Annotated in this window: 21 protein-coding genes and 1 tRNA gene; 19 read left to right on the top strand and 3 right to left on the bottom strand. The window is 35.7% G+C overall.

Annotated features, from left to right (window positions below; all coding sequences use genetic code 11):
• The first annotated feature begins 154 nt into the window (after positions 1–154).
• Complete coding sequence (locus BHF70_RS00860; protein WP_075758485.1) at positions 155–340, top strand: helix-turn-helix domain-containing protein; 186 nt, start codon at positions 155–157, stop codon at positions 338–340.
• 166 nt (positions 341–506) lie between these two features.
• Here the strand turns inward: BHF70_RS00860 and BHF70_RS00865 are convergent.
• Positions 507–590, bottom strand: a tRNA-Leu gene (locus tag BHF70_RS00865).
• A gap of 131 nt (positions 591–721) precedes the next feature.
• Between BHF70_RS00865 and BHF70_RS00870 the strand changes: the two genes are divergently transcribed.
• On the top strand, positions 722–1,270 hold the full coding sequence (locus BHF70_RS00870) for a prolyl-tRNA synthetase associated domain-containing protein (protein WP_075758486.1): 549 nt from the start codon (positions 722–724) through the stop codon (positions 1,268–1,270).
• A gap of 141 nt (positions 1,271–1,411) precedes the next feature.
• On the opposite strand, the gene BHF70_RS00875 is transcribed toward BHF70_RS00870, so the two are convergent.
• Positions 1,412–2,023 carry an NUDIX hydrolase gene (locus BHF70_RS00875; RefSeq protein ID WP_075758487.1) on the bottom strand — a complete coding sequence of 204 codons (612 nt, stop codon included), beginning with the start codon at positions 2,021–2,023 and terminating at the stop codon, positions 1,412–1,414.
• Positions 2,024–2,132: 109 nt separating this feature from the next.
• On the opposite strand from BHF70_RS00875, the gene BHF70_RS00880 reads away from it, so the two are divergent.
• From BHF70_RS00880 to BHF70_RS00925, 10 genes are all read left to right on the top strand, one after another.
• Positions 2,133–2,744 carry a DUF4362 domain-containing protein gene (locus BHF70_RS00880; protein ID WP_158024862.1) on the top strand — a complete coding sequence of 204 codons (612 nt, stop codon included), beginning with the start codon at positions 2,133–2,135 and terminating at the stop codon, positions 2,742–2,744.
• Positions 2,745–2,759: 15 nt separating this feature from the next.
• A complete protein-coding gene (locus BHF70_RS00885) occupies positions 2,760–3,197 on the top strand; it encodes an RrF2 family transcriptional regulator (protein ID WP_075758489.1) in 438 nt (145 codons plus the stop codon).
• A 113-nt stretch (positions 3,198–3,310) separates the two neighbouring features.
• Positions 3,311–5,944 (top strand): DNA polymerase I, encoded by a 2,634-nt coding sequence (gene polA, locus BHF70_RS00890; protein ID WP_075758490.1) that lies wholly within the window; start codon positions 3,311–3,313, stop codon positions 5,942–5,944.
• A 12-nt stretch (positions 5,945–5,956) separates the two neighbouring features.
• Positions 5,957–6,589, top strand: a complete 633-nt coding sequence (gene coaE, locus BHF70_RS00895) for a dephospho-CoA kinase (protein WP_075758491.1) — start codon at positions 5,957–5,959, stop codon at positions 6,587–6,589.
• A 79-nt stretch (positions 6,590–6,668) separates the two neighbouring features.
• The gene (locus tag BHF70_RS00900) at positions 6,669–7,448 is read left to right on the top strand and encodes an MBL fold metallo-hydrolase (RefSeq protein WP_075758492.1); all 780 of its coding nucleotides are present in this window, start codon (positions 6,669–6,671) and stop codon (positions 7,446–7,448) included.
• Between the two features lie 21 nt (positions 7,449–7,469).
• Complete coding sequence (locus tag BHF70_RS00905; RefSeq protein ID WP_075758493.1) at positions 7,470–7,742, top strand: ACT domain-containing protein; 273 nt, start codon at positions 7,470–7,472, stop codon at positions 7,740–7,742.
• A gap of 12 nt (positions 7,743–7,754) precedes the next feature.
• Positions 7,755–9,119: a PFL family protein gene (locus BHF70_RS00910; protein WP_075758494.1), complete on the top strand. Its 1,365-nt coding sequence runs from the start codon at positions 7,755–7,757 to the stop codon at positions 9,117–9,119.
• Between the two features lie 99 nt (positions 9,120–9,218).
• Positions 9,219–10,448, top strand: coding sequence for a tyrosine--tRNA ligase (gene tyrS / locus BHF70_RS00915; RefSeq protein WP_075758495.1), 1,230 nt, complete (start codon positions 9,219–9,221; stop codon positions 10,446–10,448).
• A 97-nt stretch (positions 10,449–10,545) separates the two neighbouring features.
• Complete coding sequence (locus BHF70_RS00920; RefSeq protein WP_075760479.1) at positions 10,546–11,178, top strand: YczE/YyaS/YitT family protein; 633 nt, start codon at positions 10,546–10,548, stop codon at positions 11,176–11,178.
• 105 nt (positions 11,179–11,283) lie between these two features.
• Positions 11,284–12,264 carry a diaminopimelate dehydrogenase gene (locus tag BHF70_RS00925; RefSeq protein ID WP_075758496.1) on the top strand — a complete coding sequence of 327 codons (981 nt, stop codon included), beginning with the start codon at positions 11,284–11,286 and terminating at the stop codon, positions 12,262–12,264.
• Positions 12,265–12,306: 42 nt separating this feature from the next.
• Here BHF70_RS00925 and BHF70_RS00930 read toward each other — a convergent pair whose 3' ends face one another.
• Positions 12,307–12,609: a hypothetical protein gene (locus BHF70_RS00930; protein WP_075758497.1), complete on the bottom strand. Its 303-nt coding sequence runs from the start codon at positions 12,607–12,609 to the stop codon at positions 12,307–12,309.
• A gap of 159 nt (positions 12,610–12,768) precedes the next feature.
• Between BHF70_RS00930 and BHF70_RS00935 the strand changes: the two genes are divergently transcribed.
• From BHF70_RS00935 to hrcA, 7 genes are all read left to right on the top strand, one after another.
• A complete protein-coding gene (locus BHF70_RS00935; RefSeq protein WP_075758498.1) occupies positions 12,769–13,140 on the top strand; it encodes a BlaI/MecI/CopY family transcriptional regulator in 372 nt (123 codons plus the stop codon).
• Complete coding sequence (locus tag BHF70_RS00940; protein ID WP_158024863.1) at positions 13,133–14,524, top strand: M56 family metallopeptidase; 1,392 nt, start codon at positions 13,133–13,135, stop codon at positions 14,522–14,524. Before BHF70_RS00935 ends, BHF70_RS00940 begins: the two co-directional genes overlap by 8 nt.
• A 14-nt stretch (positions 14,525–14,538) precedes the next feature.
• Positions 14,539–14,991 carry a hypothetical protein gene (locus tag BHF70_RS00945; RefSeq protein WP_075760481.1) on the top strand — a complete coding sequence of 151 codons (453 nt, stop codon included), beginning with the start codon at positions 14,539–14,541 and terminating at the stop codon, positions 14,989–14,991.
• Positions 14,992–15,097: 106 nt separating this feature from the next.
• Entirely contained in the window at positions 15,098–15,283 is a 186-nt protein-coding gene (locus tag BHF70_RS00950) for a hypothetical protein (protein ID WP_075758499.1), read from the top strand.
• Positions 15,284–15,593: 310 nt separating this feature from the next.
• Entirely contained in the window at positions 15,594–16,121 is a 528-nt protein-coding gene (locus BHF70_RS12575) for a hypothetical protein (protein WP_242946283.1), read from the top strand.
• Between the two features lie 18 nt (positions 16,122–16,139).
• The gene (locus BHF70_RS00960) at positions 16,140–16,367 is read left to right on the top strand and encodes a hypothetical protein (RefSeq protein ID WP_075758500.1); all 228 of its coding nucleotides are present in this window, start codon (positions 16,140–16,142) and stop codon (positions 16,365–16,367) included.
• Between the two features lie 228 nt (positions 16,368–16,595).
• Positions 16,596–17,627: a heat-inducible transcriptional repressor HrcA gene (gene hrcA, locus BHF70_RS00965; RefSeq protein WP_075758501.1), complete on the top strand. Its 1,032-nt coding sequence runs from the start codon at positions 16,596–16,598 to the stop codon at positions 17,625–17,627.
• The last annotated feature ends 8 nt before the right edge of the window (positions 17,628–17,635 follow it).

Below are 17,635 nucleotides of genomic sequence, written 5' to 3' on the forward strand. Positions count from 1 at the left end.
CAAATGGTAATCATATTATTAGCTTTTACAATGATATTGGAAGTATTGTTTCTTGTTTCAAGAAATATAATAATTGTTATGGGGCAAATGTGTATTACGGCCACTATGGTGATTTTATATGTAAAAGGCAACAAAAGAAAGGAGTAGGTCAAAAATGTGGAAAGACGAAGTAAAGGCTGCCAGAAAGGCAGCAGGATTGACGCAAGCAAAAATGAATCAGTTTATGAAAGTTCCAATGAGGACAATTCAGAGTTGGGAAGCAGGAGATAGGGTTCCGCCGGAGTATGTTCAGATTCTAGTGCTAGAGAAATTGGGGCAGATAAAAAATGACATAGGATAGGTGGTAGAAGATGTGCCTTGTTCGTGTTGCATTCGTGTTGCATTTTTAATAAATAACATTCAAAATATCGTTTTTATTTCATATATTGAAAAAATTAACGCACGAAAAAATGGCTTAAATACGTTACTTCTGAGAAAACAACGATTTTAAGCCATTCTTCTTTTAATGCCGATGGTGGGACTCGAACCCACACGCCCACAGGAGCAACAGATTTTGAGTCTGTCTCGTCTGCCAGTTCCGACACATCGGCTTATGTAATTTTTTGACCTCGATTATAATATCATTAATGGGTGAACCTGTCAATAACTTTTTGGTTTTTCTTGATTTTTTTATCATTACATTTATAATAGAAGAAAAAATATCAGGATAAGGAGAACAGCTATGGAATTACATAAGGGAAGACCTGAAAATACAGATGGTAGACTGGAACGGGAAGTGAAAGTCTATGATCTGCTGGATGAACTGAATATAAAATTTGAGAGAACCGATCATGAAGAAGCCAATACAATGGAAGCTTGCAATGAAATTGATAAGATTTTAGATACTATTATTTGTAAAAATTTATTTCTTTGTAATCGTCAGAAAACAAAATTTTATCTTTTGATGATGCCTGGAGAAAAACCTTTTAAAACCAAAGAGTTATCCAAACAGATTGATAGTGCCAGATTATCCTTTGCAGATTCGGAGCATATGGAAGAATTTCTTCATATCAAACCTGGAGCAGTATCTATAATGGGACTGATGAATGATAAAAATAATCAGGTGCAGCTTCTGATAGATCAGACAGTACTTGATAGCGAATATATAGGATGTCATCCGTGTGTAAGTACATCAAGTTTAAAAATAAAGACAAGGGATATTTTAGAAAAATTTCTTCCAGCAGTACATCATGAACCAATAGTTGTAGATTTACCTATGCCGGTGAAGTAAAGAACAAAGCGGATAAGTCTGCTACAAACTCCCTATATACCAAAATCATGAGAGATTCGCTCCGCTTTGCGTGCCGATGTGCTATAGCTTTCACTGTTTTCCATTGCACATCATGTACATACGCGCGGAGCGTTTTTTGTTTTAAATGTTTAAAAATTCAAAAGGATGTTCCGGATTGCTATGTAAAAAGTGAAGTAAAAGATAATATGCTTTAACAGATAGGTGTTCTTCTTTTAAAATTCTTTTCGCTTCTTTTTTATCAACGAGATGAACGGATAAGTCTTCGTTTGGTTCTAAATGATCAAGATTAGGTTTTCCGGATGCATATCCGTAAACAGTACAGTTTGTTTCGTCTGTCATTCCGGCAGAAGAAAAATGAGGTCGATTTAAAAAGTTTTTACATTCAACTGGAGTAAAGGAAAGACCAGTCTCTTCCATCATCTCACGTATGGCGGTTTCTCTGGCAGATTCACCTGGATCGATCAGACCGGCAGGAAATTCATAAACATAAGAATTCAGAGGGAAACGGAACTGACGTATCATAATGACTTTGTCATGGTTCTCACCAAAAACACTGTAAATAATACATCCGTCGGGATCTGCTTTTTTAGTGGCAGCCATCATATGTTGGGAATCTTTACGGCTTGCCACATAATATGGATGAGTTTTTCCAAATTTGTTCTCAGCCTCTAATTCATATAAATTCAAATATTTTACATTGGTAAGTGGTGTGATTTTATTAACTTTACTCATAGTGATAACCTCCTGTAGGTTCTATTTTAAATGATTTGAAGATAATTGACAATAGATGGAAAAACAAGTAAAATATCAGAGAGGAAATGTAGGAAAAAGGAGTTGTGTTATGAAAAAAGCAAAATGGCAGATACCAACATGGCTGATTACAGTAGCGGCTCTTGTGGTTAGTATCGTTCTTGCAGCAAATTTTATCAAAGCTAACAAAGACACCATTGAGCAGACTAAAAATTCAGACTCTGATGAAAAAATACTAATCGTTGTAAAAACAAATTTTAAGGAGATTGAAAGTGCACTCAAACAGTACCCGGATGATCTAAGTGCAAAAGAGGCTCTGGATAGTGGTTTTATTGTTGTAGAAAACCGGCAGATGAAAGGGGAAAGTGCAAAACTATGGAAGTCTTTCTGCAATAAGATTAAAAAGAAAAAAGAAGGTGCAGTTCTTATCAGTCAATTTACTGTTGAAGGAGATCCTATTTTAAATTATATTGCATACAAAGATGGAAAGTATTATTACGTCGAGGATACCTCAAGAGACCAATTTGGAGATCAGAGATATAGTCATCATGTATATAATACGATGAAACGTTTTGAGGAAAATGATAGTTATGTGGCAGTTCTGACAACGGAAAATAAACTGTCATATAAGGATGTTCAACAATCAGATGATGATAGCAAAATAGTAGAAATACTTGAAGTAAATGCCGAAGAATTAAAATAGACAGGGAGTGAAATTATGAAGATATCCACAAAAGGAAGATATGCTGTTCGATTAATGTATGATTTGGCCATTCACCATACTGGTGATTGGATTGCTTTAAAAGACGTGTCAAAAAGGCAGAATATTTCAGTGAAATATCTGGAACAGATAGTGCGTCAACTGGGAATTTGTGGATATTTGAAGAGCCTTCGCGGACCTTATGGAGGATATCAGCTGGCAAGAAAACCAGAAGATTACACAATATATGAGATTCTCAAGATTACTGAAGGAAGTCTTCAGCCAGTTGCCTGCTTAGATGATCCTGTGAACCAGTGTGAACGTTACCGTGATTGTCCAACTATTGAAATCTGGGAAGGACTTGGTAAAGTGGTATATGAATATTTAAATAATATTACTTTACAGGAACTTGTGGATCATGCAAAATTGAAGGGTGAAAATGATTTTGTGATTTAATGTAAAAATACAGTTTGTTTTTGGAATCCTATATGTTATGGAATGAAATCCCGTGCATATAGGATTTCTTTGTGTTACAATGTTTCAGAAGAATCGAAAAGGAGATCTCCGGTATGGAAAATAAATTATTATTAATTGACGGAAACAGTATTTTAAACAGAGCATTTTATGGACTTCCTGAAATGACAAACAGCCAGGGACTTCATACCAATGCAATTTTAGGTTTTTTAAATATCATGTTCAAATTTTTAGAAGAAGAACATCCTACACATCTGGCTGTTGCATTTGATTTAAAGGCACCCACTTTTCGTCATAAAATGTTTGATGACTATAAAGGAACAAGAAAAGGAATGCCTGATGAACTTGCTGAGCAGGTTCCGGTTATAAAAGAAGTACTAAAGGCAATGGATATTCCAATGATGATGAAAGAAGGTTTTGAGGCGGATGATCTGCTGGGGACCATGTCTGTTTTGGGGGAAGAACAGGGATTTGATGTACGGATTATTTCAGGAGACAGAGACTTGCTTCAGCTTGCTACAGAAAAAGTTCAGATAAGAATTCCTAAAACAAACCGTTCAGGAACCATCGTGGAAGATTATTTTGCAAAAGATGTGCTGGATAAATATGAAGTGACACCAAAAGAATTTATTGATCTAAAAGCTTTGATGGGGGATGCTTCAGACAATATTCCTGGAATTCCTGGAATTGGTGAAAAAACAGCCACAAAACTCATAAAAGAGTTTAAAAGCATCGAAAATGCTTATGAGCATATAGAAGAAGTGAAACCAAACCGTGCGAAAAATAATCTTCAGGAATATTATGAACAGGGAGTTTTAAGCAAGGAACTTGCTACGATTAAACTGGATAGTCCTGTAGATATAACTATAGAAGAAACAGAAATTCAGGATATTTATACAAAAGAAGCATATCAGCTGTTAAAACAGCTGGAGTTCAAATCTATTCTTAAGCGATTTGACGGGGAAAGTCAGGAAGAATTCAAACTGGAAACAGAAATCATAACGGATCTTGCAGAAACAGAAGAATTATTTGAGCTGACAGTAAAACAAAAGAATATTGGAATTGCAATATACGCAGAAGAAGAAAATATGTGGGTGTCCATTTGCTATGATAAAGGGAAAATAGCATTGATTCCGGCAGAAGGTTTTATAACAAAAGATTTTCTTTTCGACAAAATCAGCATGCTCTATGAAAATGTAGAAAAAGTGGCAATGATGGAAGTGAAGAAGTATTTGTCATTTTTAAAAATCCATGAGAAAACAGAAAGTATTTTTGACGTGTCATTGGCCGCTTACCTTTTAAATCCTTTAAAAAGCACTTATGAATATGATGATATTTCCAGAGATTATCTGGGATTGATGCTGCCTTCAAGGAAAGAGCTTTTGGATAAAAAAACACCGATGGTAAAAAATGGGGAGCTTACCCAGGAAGGCATAAAGATTTTAGGATATGAAGCTTATGTATCAGGAGAAGCTGTTGAAATTCTCATAAATCAGCTGAAAGACAAAGATATGGCCGATTTATATTCTCAGATTGAAATTCCTACTATTTTTGCATTGCATGATATGGAAGTCAGAGGAATACATGTGAACCGGACAGCTTTGAAAGAGTATGGTGATCAGCTGGTTGGCAGAATTGATCAGCTGCAGACATCTATATATAAGGAAGCAGGAGAAGAATTTAATATCAATTCACCAAAACAGCTGGGAGTTGTTTTGTTTGAACATATGAAGCTGGAGGGTGGTAAAAAAACAAAAACAGGTTATTCCACCAGTGTGGATGTTTTAGAAAAAATAGAACATCTTTATCCGATTGTTCCTATGATTCTGGAGTATCGTCAGCTGACTAAGTTAAAATCAACCTATGCAGATGGACTCGCTAATTATATTGGAGAAGATGAAAGAATTCATGGTAAATTTAATCAGACTATTACGGCTACAGGTCGTATCAGCAGTACAGAACCGAATCTTCAGAATATACCGGTCCGCATGGATCTTGGAAGAAAAATACGAAAAGTTTTTCTTCCGGAAGAAGGATATATTTTCCTTGATGCGGATTATTCTCAGATTGAACTGCGTGTACTGGCTCATTTATCAAAGGATGAAAATCTGATTCATGCATATGAAGAAAATCAGGATATCCATGCAAAAACGGCATCAGAGGTTTTTGGTGTTCCAATGGATCAGGTTTCCGGAGGACAGCGAAGAGATGCAAAGGCAGTAAACTTTGGAATTATATATGGGTTAAGTGCTTTCGGATTAAGTCAGGATTTAAAAATTACCAGAAAACAGGCACAGGAATATATAGATAAATATTTTGAGACATATCCGAAAGTAAAAGAATTTCTAGATGGTGAAGTGGAAAAAGGAAAGAACGATGGATATGTGACAACTATGTTCCATCGGATACGTCCGATTCCAGAGCTTAAGTCCAATAATTTTATGCAGAGGAATTTTGGAGAACGTGTTGCAATGAATTCTCCAATCCAGGGAACGGCAGCAGATATCATAAAGATAGCAATGATTCGTGTGAATATGAAATTAAAGGAGAAGCAGATGAAATCCAGACTGATTTTGCAGATTCACGATGAATTACTGATAGAAGCACATTTAGATGAATTGGATGAAGTGAAACAGATTTTAACAGAAGAAATGGTAAATGCAGCCAGTCTTAAAGTACCTTTAGTTGTGGATATGAATACTGGAGAAAACTGGTATGATGCGAAATAGGAGTTGAAGAAAATGATTATTGGAATTACCGGAGGAGTAGGATCTGGGAAAAGTGAAGTACTTAATATCCTAAAAGAAGATTACAAGGCGGATATTATCATTGCAGATCAGGTAGCACATGAACTGATGGAACCAGGTGCTGTAAGCTATAATGGAATCGTAGAGTATTTTGGAAAAACAATTTTAAAAGAAGATAAAACCATTGACAGAGGAATTCTTGGAGAAATTGTTTTTCAGAATCCGGAAAAACTGCAAAAACTTAATCAGATTACCCATAAAAATGTAGATAAGGAAATTCTTAAACGTATAGAAGATATCCAGAAGAAAAATCCGGAAGGATTTATTGTGTGTGAAGCAGCATTGCTGGTGGGGGCAGAATACGAAAGTCTTTTTCAGCAGCTGTGGTATATTTTTACAAGAGAGAATATACGCTTTGAAAGATTGAAGAAATCCAGAGGATATTCAGATGAAAAGATACGTCAGATGATCAGCAGTCAGAAAAGTGAAGAAGAATTCAAGAGACAGGCAACCCATTTAATTGATAATTCTGGGAAGATAGAAGATACCAGAAGACAAATTATGGAAATTTTAGGGGAACCCATGGGATTTAAGTGTCTCTTAACACATCTGATGTACGAAAAATAAAAATAGTAGATTCTCATATACCCTTATGATATACTGTAGATTAAGACAAATTTGTTAAAGAAACATTGAGGTAGATTTAATGAAGTTAACAAGTATTGCAAGCAGTAGTGAAGGTAACTCTATATTTGTAGGGACTGATAAAACAAAACTGCTGGTAGATTGTGGAATCAGTGCTAAAAGAATAGAGAGTGCACTGAAGGAACTGGATTTGACGGTTCCCGATTTTGATGGCATTTTGATTACTCATGAACATTCTGATCATATCAAAGGACTGGGAGTAATATCTCGAAGATATGGTATTCCTGTGTTTGCGACCAGTAAAACCATTGATGCAATCTTTGAATATAAGAATCTCGGGAAGGTTGAAAAAGATTTGTTTCATTCCATTGATGCAGACAGGCCGTTTTTGATTGGCGATATAACAGTGGAAGCATCCAGGGTCTGGCATGATGCGGCAGATCCGGTGTGTTATTCGTTCTGTTCCGATGGGGTGAAAGCAAGTATTGCAACAGACCTCGGAGATTATGATGAATATCTGGTAGAGAAAATATATGGTTCAGATATATTGTTTGTGGAAGCTAATCATGATGTCAATATGCTTCAGGTTGGACGGTATCCTTACTATTTAAAAAGGAGAATTCTGGGAAGACACGGGCATTTATCAAATGAACGGTGTGCTCAGCTGATTGAAGATACAGCTACATCAGATACCCGGAAAGTTTATCTGGGGCATTTAAGTAAAGAAAATAACTATGAAAAACTGGCTTATGAAACTGTAAAAGTATCATTACATAATATGGAAGGACTTCCTTTGGAAGTTGCCAAACGTGATGCAGTTTCAACAGTAACCAGTGTGTAAACAACATTTTAGGAGGAAAATATGGAAAAAACAGTTATTACAGTAGTAGGAAAAGACGGAGTTGGTATTATTGCAAAAGTATGTAATTATCTTGCAAATAATAATGTAAATATCCTGGATATTTCACAGACAATTACAGGAGGATTCTTTAATATGATGATGGTTGTTGATCCTCAGAATTCATCTAAGGAAACAGCTTTGATGTCTGAAGAATTGAAACAGATCGGCGAAGAAATCGGTGTTGTTATCCAGACACAGAACGAAAAAATCTTTGACATTATGCATAGAATTTAGTGAGGTGGCAACATGATTAATCTTAATGAAGTATTTGAAACAAATAAGATGATCCATGAGATGAATCTGGATGTTCGTACAATTACAATTGGTATCAGTCTTTTGGATTGCGTTGCAAATACATTGGATGAAGTAAAAGAAAATGTATATAACAAAATAACAACCGTTGCCAGGGATCTGGTTCAGACAGGAAAAGATATAGAAAAAGAATTTGGAATTCCTATTGTTAATAAGAGAATTTCTATTACACCAATCTCTTTGATCGGTGGAAACGTATGTGAAACACCGGATGATTTTGTGGAACTGGCTAAAACACTGGATAAGGCTGCAAAGAAAGTTGGGGTAAACTTCCTTGGAGGTTATTCTGCTCTTGTAAGTAAAGGTATGACAAAAGCTGATGAATTACTGATTCGTTCCATTCCAAAAGCACTGGCTGAAACAGATTTTGTTTGTTCTTCTGTCAATGTAGGTTCTACAAAGACTGGGATTAACATGGATGCGGTAAAACTGATTGGAGAGATGATCAAAGAAACAGCAGAACTGACAAAAGACAATCAGTGTCTTGGATGTGCAAAATTTGTAGTATTTTGTAATGCACCGGATGATAATCCATTTATGGCAGGTGCATTTCATGGAGTAACAGAGGCAGATGCAATTATTAATGTAGGTGTCAGTGGTCCTGGAGTTGTAAAACGTGCTATCGAAAAAGTCAGAGGAGAGAATTTTGAAGTTCTTTGTGAGACAATTAAGAAAACAGCATTTAAAGTAACTCGTGTTGGACAGCTGGTTGCTAAAGAAGCGTCCAGAAGACTTGGAATTCCTTTTGGAATTATCGACCTGTCCCTGGCTCCAACACCAGCAGCCGGTGACAGTGTTGGTGAAATCCTGGAAGAAATCGGTCTGGAATATGCTGGTGCCCCAGGAACAACAGCAGCTCTTGCCATGTTAAATGACCAGGTGAAGAAAGGTGGAGTTATGGCTTCATCTTATGTTGGCGGATTAAGCGGGGCGTTTATTCCTGTCAGTGAAGACCAGAGAATGATTGATGCTGTTAATGCAGGAGCTTTAACTCTGGAAAAATTAGAAGCAATGACCTGTGTATGTTCTGTAGGTCTTGATATGATTGCTATTCCTGGAAAAACAAAAGCAACTACCATTGCAGGTCTGATTGCAGATGAAATGGCACTGGGAATGATTAATCAGAAAACAACAGCAGTTCGTGTTATTCCGGCAATTGGTAAAGATGTCGGAGATCAGGTGGAATTTGGAGGATTATTAGGATATGCTCCAATTATGCCAGTAAATGAATTTTCCTGTGATGCATTTGTAAACAGAGGAGGAAGAATTCCGGCTCCTATTCATAGCTTTAAAAATTAATTATAGAGGTTTTCTATTAAAAAATATTGAAGAATTTCCATAAAATGTGTATTCTTATATAAGTGACATGGATAAGAAATGAAGGAGTTTAATAGTAAGATGAGTAGAAATGTATATGATATTTTACAGGAACGTGGCTTTATTGCCCAGACAACGCACGAGGAATTAAGAGACCTTCTAGGAAAAGAAAAAGTTACTTTTTATATTGGATTTGATGCAACAGCAGACAGTCTGACAGCGGGACATTTTCTGACGATTATGGCAATGATGCATATGCAGAAAGCAGGGCATCGTCCAATTGCACTGCTTGGTGGCGGGACAACTATGATCGGAGATCCATCAGGAAAATCTGATATGAGAAATATGCTGACCATTGATACAATCAATCATAATGCAGCTCGTTTTAAAGAGCAGTTATCAAGGTTTATTGACTTTGATGATGATAAAGCGATTATTGCCAATAATGCAGACTGGCTTTTGAATTTAAAATATGTAGATTTTTTAAGAGAAATTGCAGTACATTTTTCTGTAAATAAAATGCTGACAGCAGAATGCTATAAACAGCGTATGGAAAGAGGACTGACATTATTTGAATTCAATTACATGCTGATGCAGGCATATGATTTCCTTGTACTAAATAGAAAATATGGATGTAAGCTGGAAATGGGTGGAAATGACCAGTGGTCTAATATTCTTGCGGGTGCCGACCTGATCAGAAGAAAAGAACAGGAAGATGCCTATGGACTTACATTAACTCTGTTAACAAGAAGTGATGGAGTGAAAATGGGAAAAACCATGGCTGGTGCTGTATGGCTTGATCCTGAAAAAACATCTCCATATGATTTCTATCAGTATTGGAGAAATATTGAAGATGTAAAAGTTGAAGAGTGCCTTGGTTTATTGACATTCCTTCCTATGGAAGAAGTTCGCAGATTAGGTGCGTTAGAAGGAGCAGAAATTAATAAAGCCAAAGAAGTACTGGCATATGAAGTGACTAAGATTGTTCATGGAGAAGAAGAAGCCAAGAAAGCACAGACAGCAGCCAAAGCAATGTTTGTCAGTGGTGGAGCCAATGATGATGCACCAACATTTGAATATGAAACAGCACAGTTGGAAGAAGGAATCGATATTTTGACACTTCTTGTTGATTCCAAATTGTGTACGACACGTTCCGATGCAAGAAGAATGGTTCAGCAAGGAGGAGTATCTGTAAACGGAGAAAAGGTTACAGATATAAAAGCAGTCTTTGGAAAAGCTGATTTTGATGATAAAAACAGAATCCTTCTGAAAAAAGGCAAGAAAAAATTCTGCCAGATCATAGAAAAATAAATTTTATGATTAAAAAAATGACAAAAGACCCTGGTTTTCAAAAATCAGGGTCTTTGCTATAATATATAGAAGAAAAGGAGATGATTGTTTGAGGAAAATGTGTATAAGAATTATAATTTATATAATTGGATTGATTACTCTGGCTTTGGGAATTGTCTTAAATACTAAGACATTACTGGGAGTTTCCCCGATTATTTCAGTGCCATATTGTATCAGTCAGATTGGACAGTGGAACTTAGGAATGGTAACATTCTTTTTTTATTGCGTTTGTGTAGCGGTGGAAGCTTTTTTTAAGGGCAGAGAATTTCACTTTTATGAACTTTTGCAGATTCCAATGAGTCTGGTAACCAGTATATTTATCAATATTTTTAATGATTTTCTTGTGATACAGCCGGAAAATACACTGGAAAAAGTGGTTGTGTTAATTGCAGGGATTCTTGTGACGGGAGTTGGAGTGGCAACAATGGTGAATATGAAACTGGTGCCAAATCCGGCAGATGCACTGGCAGCAGTGATTGGAGAAAAATTAGGAAAAGACATGGGACTTGGTAAAAATGTGTTTGATTTTACCAGTTTCTGTATTTCATGTATCATTGGAATTGTAATTACACATCAAATCATCGGAATCGGTGCTGGAACGATTGTTGTGGTAATTTTTACTGGTCGTGTCATTGCTGTTTATAATAAATTCTGTAAAGAAAAAATGCAGAAAGTGGCAGGTTTGGCATAAAGATAAATTTTTTTAAGGACAAGGCTTGTCAAATAATATGGAATGAGTATAAAATAGCAGATACCAGACTGATTTGAAATCGGAAAGCGAAAGGAGAATTTAGGAATGAAAATAGGTATTTTAGGATATGGAAACCTTGGTAGAGGAATCGAATGTGGTATCCGTCAGAACGATGACATGGAATTGGCAGCAGTGTTTACGAGAAGAAATCCAGCGGATGTGACGATTTTAACCGAAGGAGTTCCAGTCTATTCTGTTGACGAAATCGAAAACATGAAAGATCAGATTGATGTTTTGGTACTTTGTGGAGGAAGTGCAACAGATCTTCCAAAGCAAACACCGGAATACGCAAAATATTTTAACGTAATTGATAGTTTTGATACACATGCAAGAATTCCGGAACATTTTGCAAATGTAGATGCAGCAGCGAAAGAAAGCGGACATACTGCATTGATTTCCTGTGGATGGGATCCGGGAATGTTTTCATTAAACCGCTTATATGCAAATGCAATTCTTCCGGAAGGTAATGATTATACTTTCTGGGGAAAGGGAGTTAGTCAGGGACATTCTGATGCTATCCGCCGGGTAGAAGGTGTAAAAGACGGAAAACAGTATACAATACCTGTAGAAGAAGCTTTAGAGGTAGTCCGCAGCGGAAGCAATCCACAACTAACAACAAGACAGAAACATACAAGAGAGTGTTTTGTGGTGCCTGAAGAAGGTGCAGATCTTCAGAAGATTGAAGAAACCATTAAGAATATGCCAAATTATTTCTCTGATTATGATACAACGGTTCATTTTATCAGTGAAGAGGAACTGAAAAGAGATCATAGCGGGATCCCTCATGGGGGATTTGTTTTCAGAACCGGCGTAACAGGATGGGAAAAAGAGCATAAGCATGTCATTGAATACAGTTTGAAATTAGATTCTAATCCGGAATTTACATCATCTGTTTTGCTTGCTTATGCAAGAGCCGTTTATCGTTTACAGACAGAAGGGCAAACAGGATGCAAGACAGTGTTCGATATTGCACCTGCATATTTAAGTCCAAAATCAGGAGAAGAATTAAGAAAGCATTTATTATAAAAATATGAATATTGAAAGGGATGCACAAAATTTGTGTATCCCTTATTTGTTTGGAAAAGAAATAGAAGATTTTAATTTATCTAATGCTTTTTGTGTATAGGGATCTCTTTGATTGATCTGTTTTAATACATGTTGTACTTTTTTGGTTTCTGAGGAATCAAAAGCTTTTAAAGAAGTCACAATAAAGAACAGCAGCAAAAGAGAAAATCCGATTCTGAGTTTTAAAAAAGACCAGTAAGAAGGTTGTTCATTTTCTTCTTGTATGTAATTTTTGCCGGAATTTATTTGCTGGTATTTATTTTGTAATTTTAATCTCTCCAATTCCAAATTTGCATTTTGATTCATTGTATTCCTCCTTCGTTTTATTCTATGAAGAAAGTCAATAAAAATTGCACAAAAAATCAAAAGATTTTGTGGAAATATTTTATATGTCTAAAAATTTAGTTGTAATGATAAAAAAGCAATGATATAATAAAAGGATAAAATATATAGGAGGAAGTAAAAATAGAAAAATTAACGGATGTAGAACAGCTAATTATGCGGTGTATTTGGGAATACGAAGGTGAAATGCCGTTTTTGGAGCTGGGAAAGAAATTAAAAGAAAATTTTCATAAGGATTATAAAAGAACAAGTATTCGAACATATTTATTTCGATTAGAGGAAAAAGGATATATTAATGTCGAAAAGAGAGGAAGGCAGTCTTATATTCAAACTTTGATTCCGGTGGAAACTTATAAAAAAGAGCAGGCAGCGGAAATTCTGGATATATGGTTTGATGGTTCGGCAAAGCAGTTTCTCAGTGCGTTAGGAGGAAGGCTGTCAGAAGATGAAAGTCAGGAACTGAAAGGATTATTAGATGATATGGACTTTGATTAAGATAGTAATAGAAATATTTAGTGCAATTTTTTTATGTGCAGTACAGGGAACGATTTTATATTTATTATGGAAAACTGTTGGAAAGTATATGGAAAGAAAAGATTATGTAGAAGTCAGTTATTGGATGTGGAAAGCTGTACTACTTGTTTTCTTTTTTCCAATTACATGGATTTATATGCTGAATATGGAAACAAAACGATGGCTGTTTTGGCCGACAAAAACATTAGGTATTGTTTTTGGGATTTTAGGAATTCTATGGCTGCTGGGTTGTTTTACAGCGGTGATACAGCTATTCAAACAATACCGGAGAATTCAAAAAGATGTAAGAGAAAGTCTGCCGTGTCTGCCACAGACGGAAGAAGTTTTGGCAGAAGTGAAACGAAAATTGGGAATCCGAACACATATTTCTGCAGTTATACAACAAAAAGCCGGAAGTCCTATGCTATATGGAATTTTTCAGCCGAAAGTCATTCTTCCGAAGGAGTATAAAAAAGAAGAATTGGAGGTTATTTTTTATCATGAATTGATGCATGTAAAACATCATGATCTGATATGGAAACAATGGACGAATGTTACCTGTTGCATCTACTGGTTTCAACCGATGGTAAAAAATTTGTTTGAACAAATGGATCAGTGGGGAGAGACCTATTGTGATATGGCGGTTAGCGAAAGAATCCGGGATATTAAATATTATTTTACCGTGATTATAGATATTTCTATGGAAGTACCGGTATATGGAGTTTATACAACTGCCGGACTGTATGAAAATAAAGAATTGCTAAAATTGCGAATGAAGCGAATGCAGTCTTACCGAAAGCAAAAGGTACATAAAAAAGGAGTGGCAGCACTTTTACTGTTCGTGGTTCTGGGAATCAGTGCAGGAACCGTGACGGTATCGGGGGCGGCATTTGTAGAGGGATATAATATTGTATATGAAAAGACGGATATTGATTTAGAAGAAGCCGGGTTTGTAGAAGTAAAAGACACACCGAGAATCCGGGGCGGGAAAGAACGGAATCATCCGAATCCGGGAATTCGAAAAGTGACGACGCGGAAAGAAAAACCAAGACCGGAAAAGGCAGAATCAGTAGTTTGGGATGTGGTACCGGGAGAAAGAATACAGACGGAACCGGGATATTTGAAAAAAGGAATGGAAGTAGAAATTGCTGTATCGACCGGTTTTGAGGAAGAGAACCCTGAGACGCAGGTATCTATCGGAATTATTGATTCTCAAGGAAAGGAAACTTATGCAGAAAAAGGATTTGACTTTTGTAGAATATTTACAATAAAAAAAGACGGTTATTATAGAGTTTTTATGGAAAATTGGGGAAAACAAATGGGAGATTTTGGAGGATATTATTGCGTCAATGTGAAACAGAAATAAAAAAGGAGATAGGTATGAGGTGGAAAAAAGGATTATGTATTATGATGTCAGTATTATGTTTCTTTGGAATAGGGAATAAGGTAAGTGCAGCGGAGAATTCTAATGCGGATTTGGAGTATTCTTCGGTGATTCTGGAAGATGGATTTACGGAAGAATGGACAGAAGATACAGGGATTTCTCCGTTTGCCGTAAAGACAGGAGTGAATTGGACGGTAAAGCCAAAAACTTTGAAAAAGAGCGGGGGATTTAAGAAAAAGGCAGGAAGCACAATTGAAATTAAAATTAGTGTGAAGCCGGAGAAAAAGGTTTTGATTGGTATTATAAGAGGAAATACACAAAAAATTTATCAATCTACGACAATGGGAGTTTATAAAACATTTAAAATTAAGGAAACGGATACATATCATGTGTTTGTTCAAAATTGCTCATCTGGCAGTATTCAGGCGATTGGATATTATAGGAAATAATGATATAGTACTGTTCAAAATACAACAAGTAAAGTGACTAAAATTTTAGTTGTGTTAACTGGAGGATAATGTTATAATAAAGAAAATAAATGAAATTTAGGAAAGAATGAAGAATATTACGAATAAAATATTTAACTCCTGTGCATTTCAGGGTACCAGTATCATAGATGGAGATGCATTGAAAACCTATGTGAATATAATGAGAATGGTGGAGAATATGAAAGGATTATTAAGAATCAAAAACTGTAAAGGTATTTTTTGTGGTAACGTTTTTATTTATCTGTGGAACTAAAATTGGATTTTTTTGTGATATTTTGATGGAAATTGGGTGCATATGGATTGCCTGAGTGGCATTTTGTTTAGAAGAAGAAAGGAATGGTGATGCATATGATTGATAGAAAATCCATGTAATACAAAGGGTGCCAGCCTATTTTGTATCAAATAGATACAAACAACGTATCACATGGATACTCATATTGTAACAGAAAGTTTGAAAAATACAAATGTAAAAAAGATACTTTTTGACTGTATGATAGGAGAAAGATTATGAATAAGAAAAAATAATATCTTTTATAATAGCTGTATTTGTAAGTTTTACATCTGTGCCAGTTGCAGCAAATGTGGAACAGGAAAACGAGACAATAGTTCAAACAACTCATTCAATAAATACAATTTCTGCTTCTGCGGATTTAGTCTATCAATTAAACAAAGCATCGATTATGTTAGGAAATGGAACTATTAGCGAGGAAGAATATGCAGCCATACTTATTGATATCTATAATTTGGATAATAATATTATTAACAAAGAGAATGTGCTAAAAAGAGCTAGTAGTTCATACTATCCAGAAGTTCAATGTGGATACATTAATTATTCGGGTGTGAAATACTTATATAAAACAGGATTAAAAAAAGCTAAGACTGCTTCAGGTGCTATTTCCTTGTTGATTAGTGCAATACCTGGATGTGGATGGGGACTTTCAGCTGTTGCTGTAGCTTCTTCATATGGGGGCTACTCATCCTTGGAGAAAGCAGTTCATAAAGCTTATAGTAAAAAAAAGGGAATAAAAGTATACTATAAAATTCATAAAGCAGTTACAAGTATGAATAAGGTTAGATATGTTGTTGGATAAGATAGGGAGATGGTTATTATGAAAAATGTATTTAAGTTTAAAACATTTCGAAAAAATAGTATTTTTTTATGTTGTTTTCTAGTTGTGATTTCCTTATTGGACTATTTTGACAAAACAATTCCATCTACTATCGATGAAATCATAACAAAAGACATATTACTTTTTATTCTGTATTTTTTACTATGTTTTATGATTGATGTGGTAAAAGAGAAAAGGAATAAGAAAAATAAAAAAAGTAAAGAATAGAAAATGAAGAAATTAGCTGCCACAGTCCTTGGTTTTAAGGACTGTGGCAGCTTGTTGTATTCTAAAGTTTTATGTCTGAACGCAAATATCATTTTATGCTTCAGAATAGATTAGAAAAATTTCAAAAAAATGTTTAGAAAAGGTTGACAATAAAAAACAAAAGTGATACCTTAAACATAGATGTTAGCACTCAGTGTTATTGAGTGCTAATAACAGGGAGGGAAAGATATGGAATTGAATGATCGTAAAAAGTTAATATTAAAAGCGATTATTGCCAATTATCTCGAAACTGGTGAGCCGGTAGGATCAAGAACCATTTCCAAACATCCGGATCTGAAGCTTAGCTCAGCTACCATTCGTAATGAGATGGCGGATCTGGAGGATATGGGATTTATTCTGCAGCCTCACACGTCAGCAGGTAGGATTCCTTCCGATGCAGGATATCGTTTTTATGTAGATCAGCTGATGATGGAGAGAGAAACTGATCATGAAGAAAAACAGGCATTAATTCAAAAAGTAGATAAGATGGAAGTCTTATTGAAACAGGTGGCTAATGTACTGGCAAGCAATACGAATTATGCAACAATGGTTTCTTCGCCTCATTATCAGAATGTAACATTAAAATTCGTACAGCTGTCTCAGGTAGATCACAGACATTTGCTGGCAGTTATAGTGACACAAGGGAACATTGTGAAGAATAAAATGATTTCTGTAGAGGAACCATTGTCTAATGAAGATGTTTTGAAGCTGAATGTATTGTTGAATACATTTCTGCAGGGACTTTCTTTACGAGATATTAATCTGGAACTGATTCAGACGATGCGTGATCAGGCTGGAATCCGACAGGATGTTTTGGAGCGGATTTTAGAAGAAGTTGCCAAAACGATTCATGAAGCAGACCGAATGGAAATATACACAGGAGGTGCTTCCAATATCCTGAGATATCCTGAACTTGGTAATCCGGATCGGGCAACAGAGATTCTGGACACATTAGTGGAGAAAAAGGCATTAACGAAGCTGGTGGATACTACATTAGGTCAGGATGACAATCATCATGGAATACAGGTATACATCGGAGAAGAATCACCGGTACAGAATATGAAAGACTGCAGCATTGTAACTGCAACCTATGAGCTTGCAGAGGGCGGCACAGGAACGGTGGGAATCATCGGACCAAAACGTATGGATTACCGAAAGGTTGTAAAGACTTTGAAGGATCTTACAGAAGAACTTGACGATATTTTTAGAGAAAAAACCTGAGAAAGGAA

The sequence above is a fragment of the Anaerostipes sp. 494a genome, assembly GCF_001940315.1.
GTDB classification, from domain to species: domain Bacteria; phylum Bacillota; class Clostridia; order Lachnospirales; family Lachnospiraceae; genus Anaerostipes; species Anaerostipes faecalis.

What these genes read in the sequence shown, in the direction of transcription:
- BHF70_RS00860 (WP_075758485.1), top strand. Translation starts at nt 155, where the DNA reads ATGTGGAAAGACGAAGTAAAGGCTGCCAGAAAGGCAGCAGGATTGACG.
- BHF70_RS00870 (WP_075758486.1), top strand. Translation starts at nt 722, where the DNA reads ATGGAATTACATAAGGGAAGACCTGAAAATACAGATGGTAGACTGGAA.
- BHF70_RS00875 (WP_075758487.1), bottom strand. Translation starts at nt 2,023, where the DNA reads ATGAGTAAAGTTAATAAAATCACACCACTTACCAATGTAAAATATTTG.
- BHF70_RS00880 (WP_158024862.1), top strand. Translation starts at nt 2,133, where the DNA reads ATGAAAAAAGCAAAATGGCAGATACCAACATGGCTGATTACAGTAGCG.
- BHF70_RS00885 (WP_075758489.1), top strand. Translation starts at nt 2,760, where the DNA reads ATGAAGATATCCACAAAAGGAAGATATGCTGTTCGATTAATGTATGAT.
- polA (WP_075758490.1), top strand. Translation starts at nt 3,311, where the DNA reads ATGGAAAATAAATTATTATTAATTGACGGAAACAGTATTTTAAACAGA.
- coaE (WP_075758491.1), top strand. Translation starts at nt 5,957, where the DNA reads ATGATTATTGGAATTACCGGAGGAGTAGGATCTGGGAAAAGTGAAGTA.
- BHF70_RS00900 (WP_075758492.1), top strand. Translation starts at nt 6,669, where the DNA reads ATGAAGTTAACAAGTATTGCAAGCAGTAGTGAAGGTAACTCTATATTT.
- BHF70_RS00905 (WP_075758493.1), top strand. Translation starts at nt 7,470, where the DNA reads ATGGAAAAAACAGTTATTACAGTAGTAGGAAAAGACGGAGTTGGTATT.
- BHF70_RS00910 (WP_075758494.1), top strand. Translation starts at nt 7,755, where the DNA reads ATGATTAATCTTAATGAAGTATTTGAAACAAATAAGATGATCCATGAG.
- tyrS (WP_075758495.1), top strand. Translation starts at nt 9,219, where the DNA reads ATGAGTAGAAATGTATATGATATTTTACAGGAACGTGGCTTTATTGCC.
- BHF70_RS00920 (WP_075760479.1), top strand. Translation starts at nt 10,546, where the DNA reads ATGTGTATAAGAATTATAATTTATATAATTGGATTGATTACTCTGGCT.
- BHF70_RS00925 (WP_075758496.1), top strand. Translation starts at nt 11,284, where the DNA reads ATGAAAATAGGTATTTTAGGATATGGAAACCTTGGTAGAGGAATCGAA.
- BHF70_RS00930 (WP_075758497.1), bottom strand. Translation starts at nt 12,609, where the DNA reads ATGAATCAAAATGCAAATTTGGAATTGGAGAGATTAAAATTACAAAAT.
- BHF70_RS00945 (WP_075760481.1), top strand. Translation starts at nt 14,539, where the DNA reads ATGAGGTGGAAAAAAGGATTATGTATTATGATGTCAGTATTATGTTTC.
- BHF70_RS00950 (WP_075758499.1), top strand. Translation starts at nt 15,098, where the DNA reads ATGAAGAATATTACGAATAAAATATTTAACTCCTGTGCATTTCAGGGT.
- BHF70_RS00960 (WP_075758500.1), top strand. Translation starts at nt 16,140, where the DNA reads ATGAAAAATGTATTTAAGTTTAAAACATTTCGAAAAAATAGTATTTTT.
- hrcA (WP_075758501.1), top strand. Translation starts at nt 16,596, where the DNA reads ATGGAATTGAATGATCGTAAAAAGTTAATATTAAAAGCGATTATTGCC.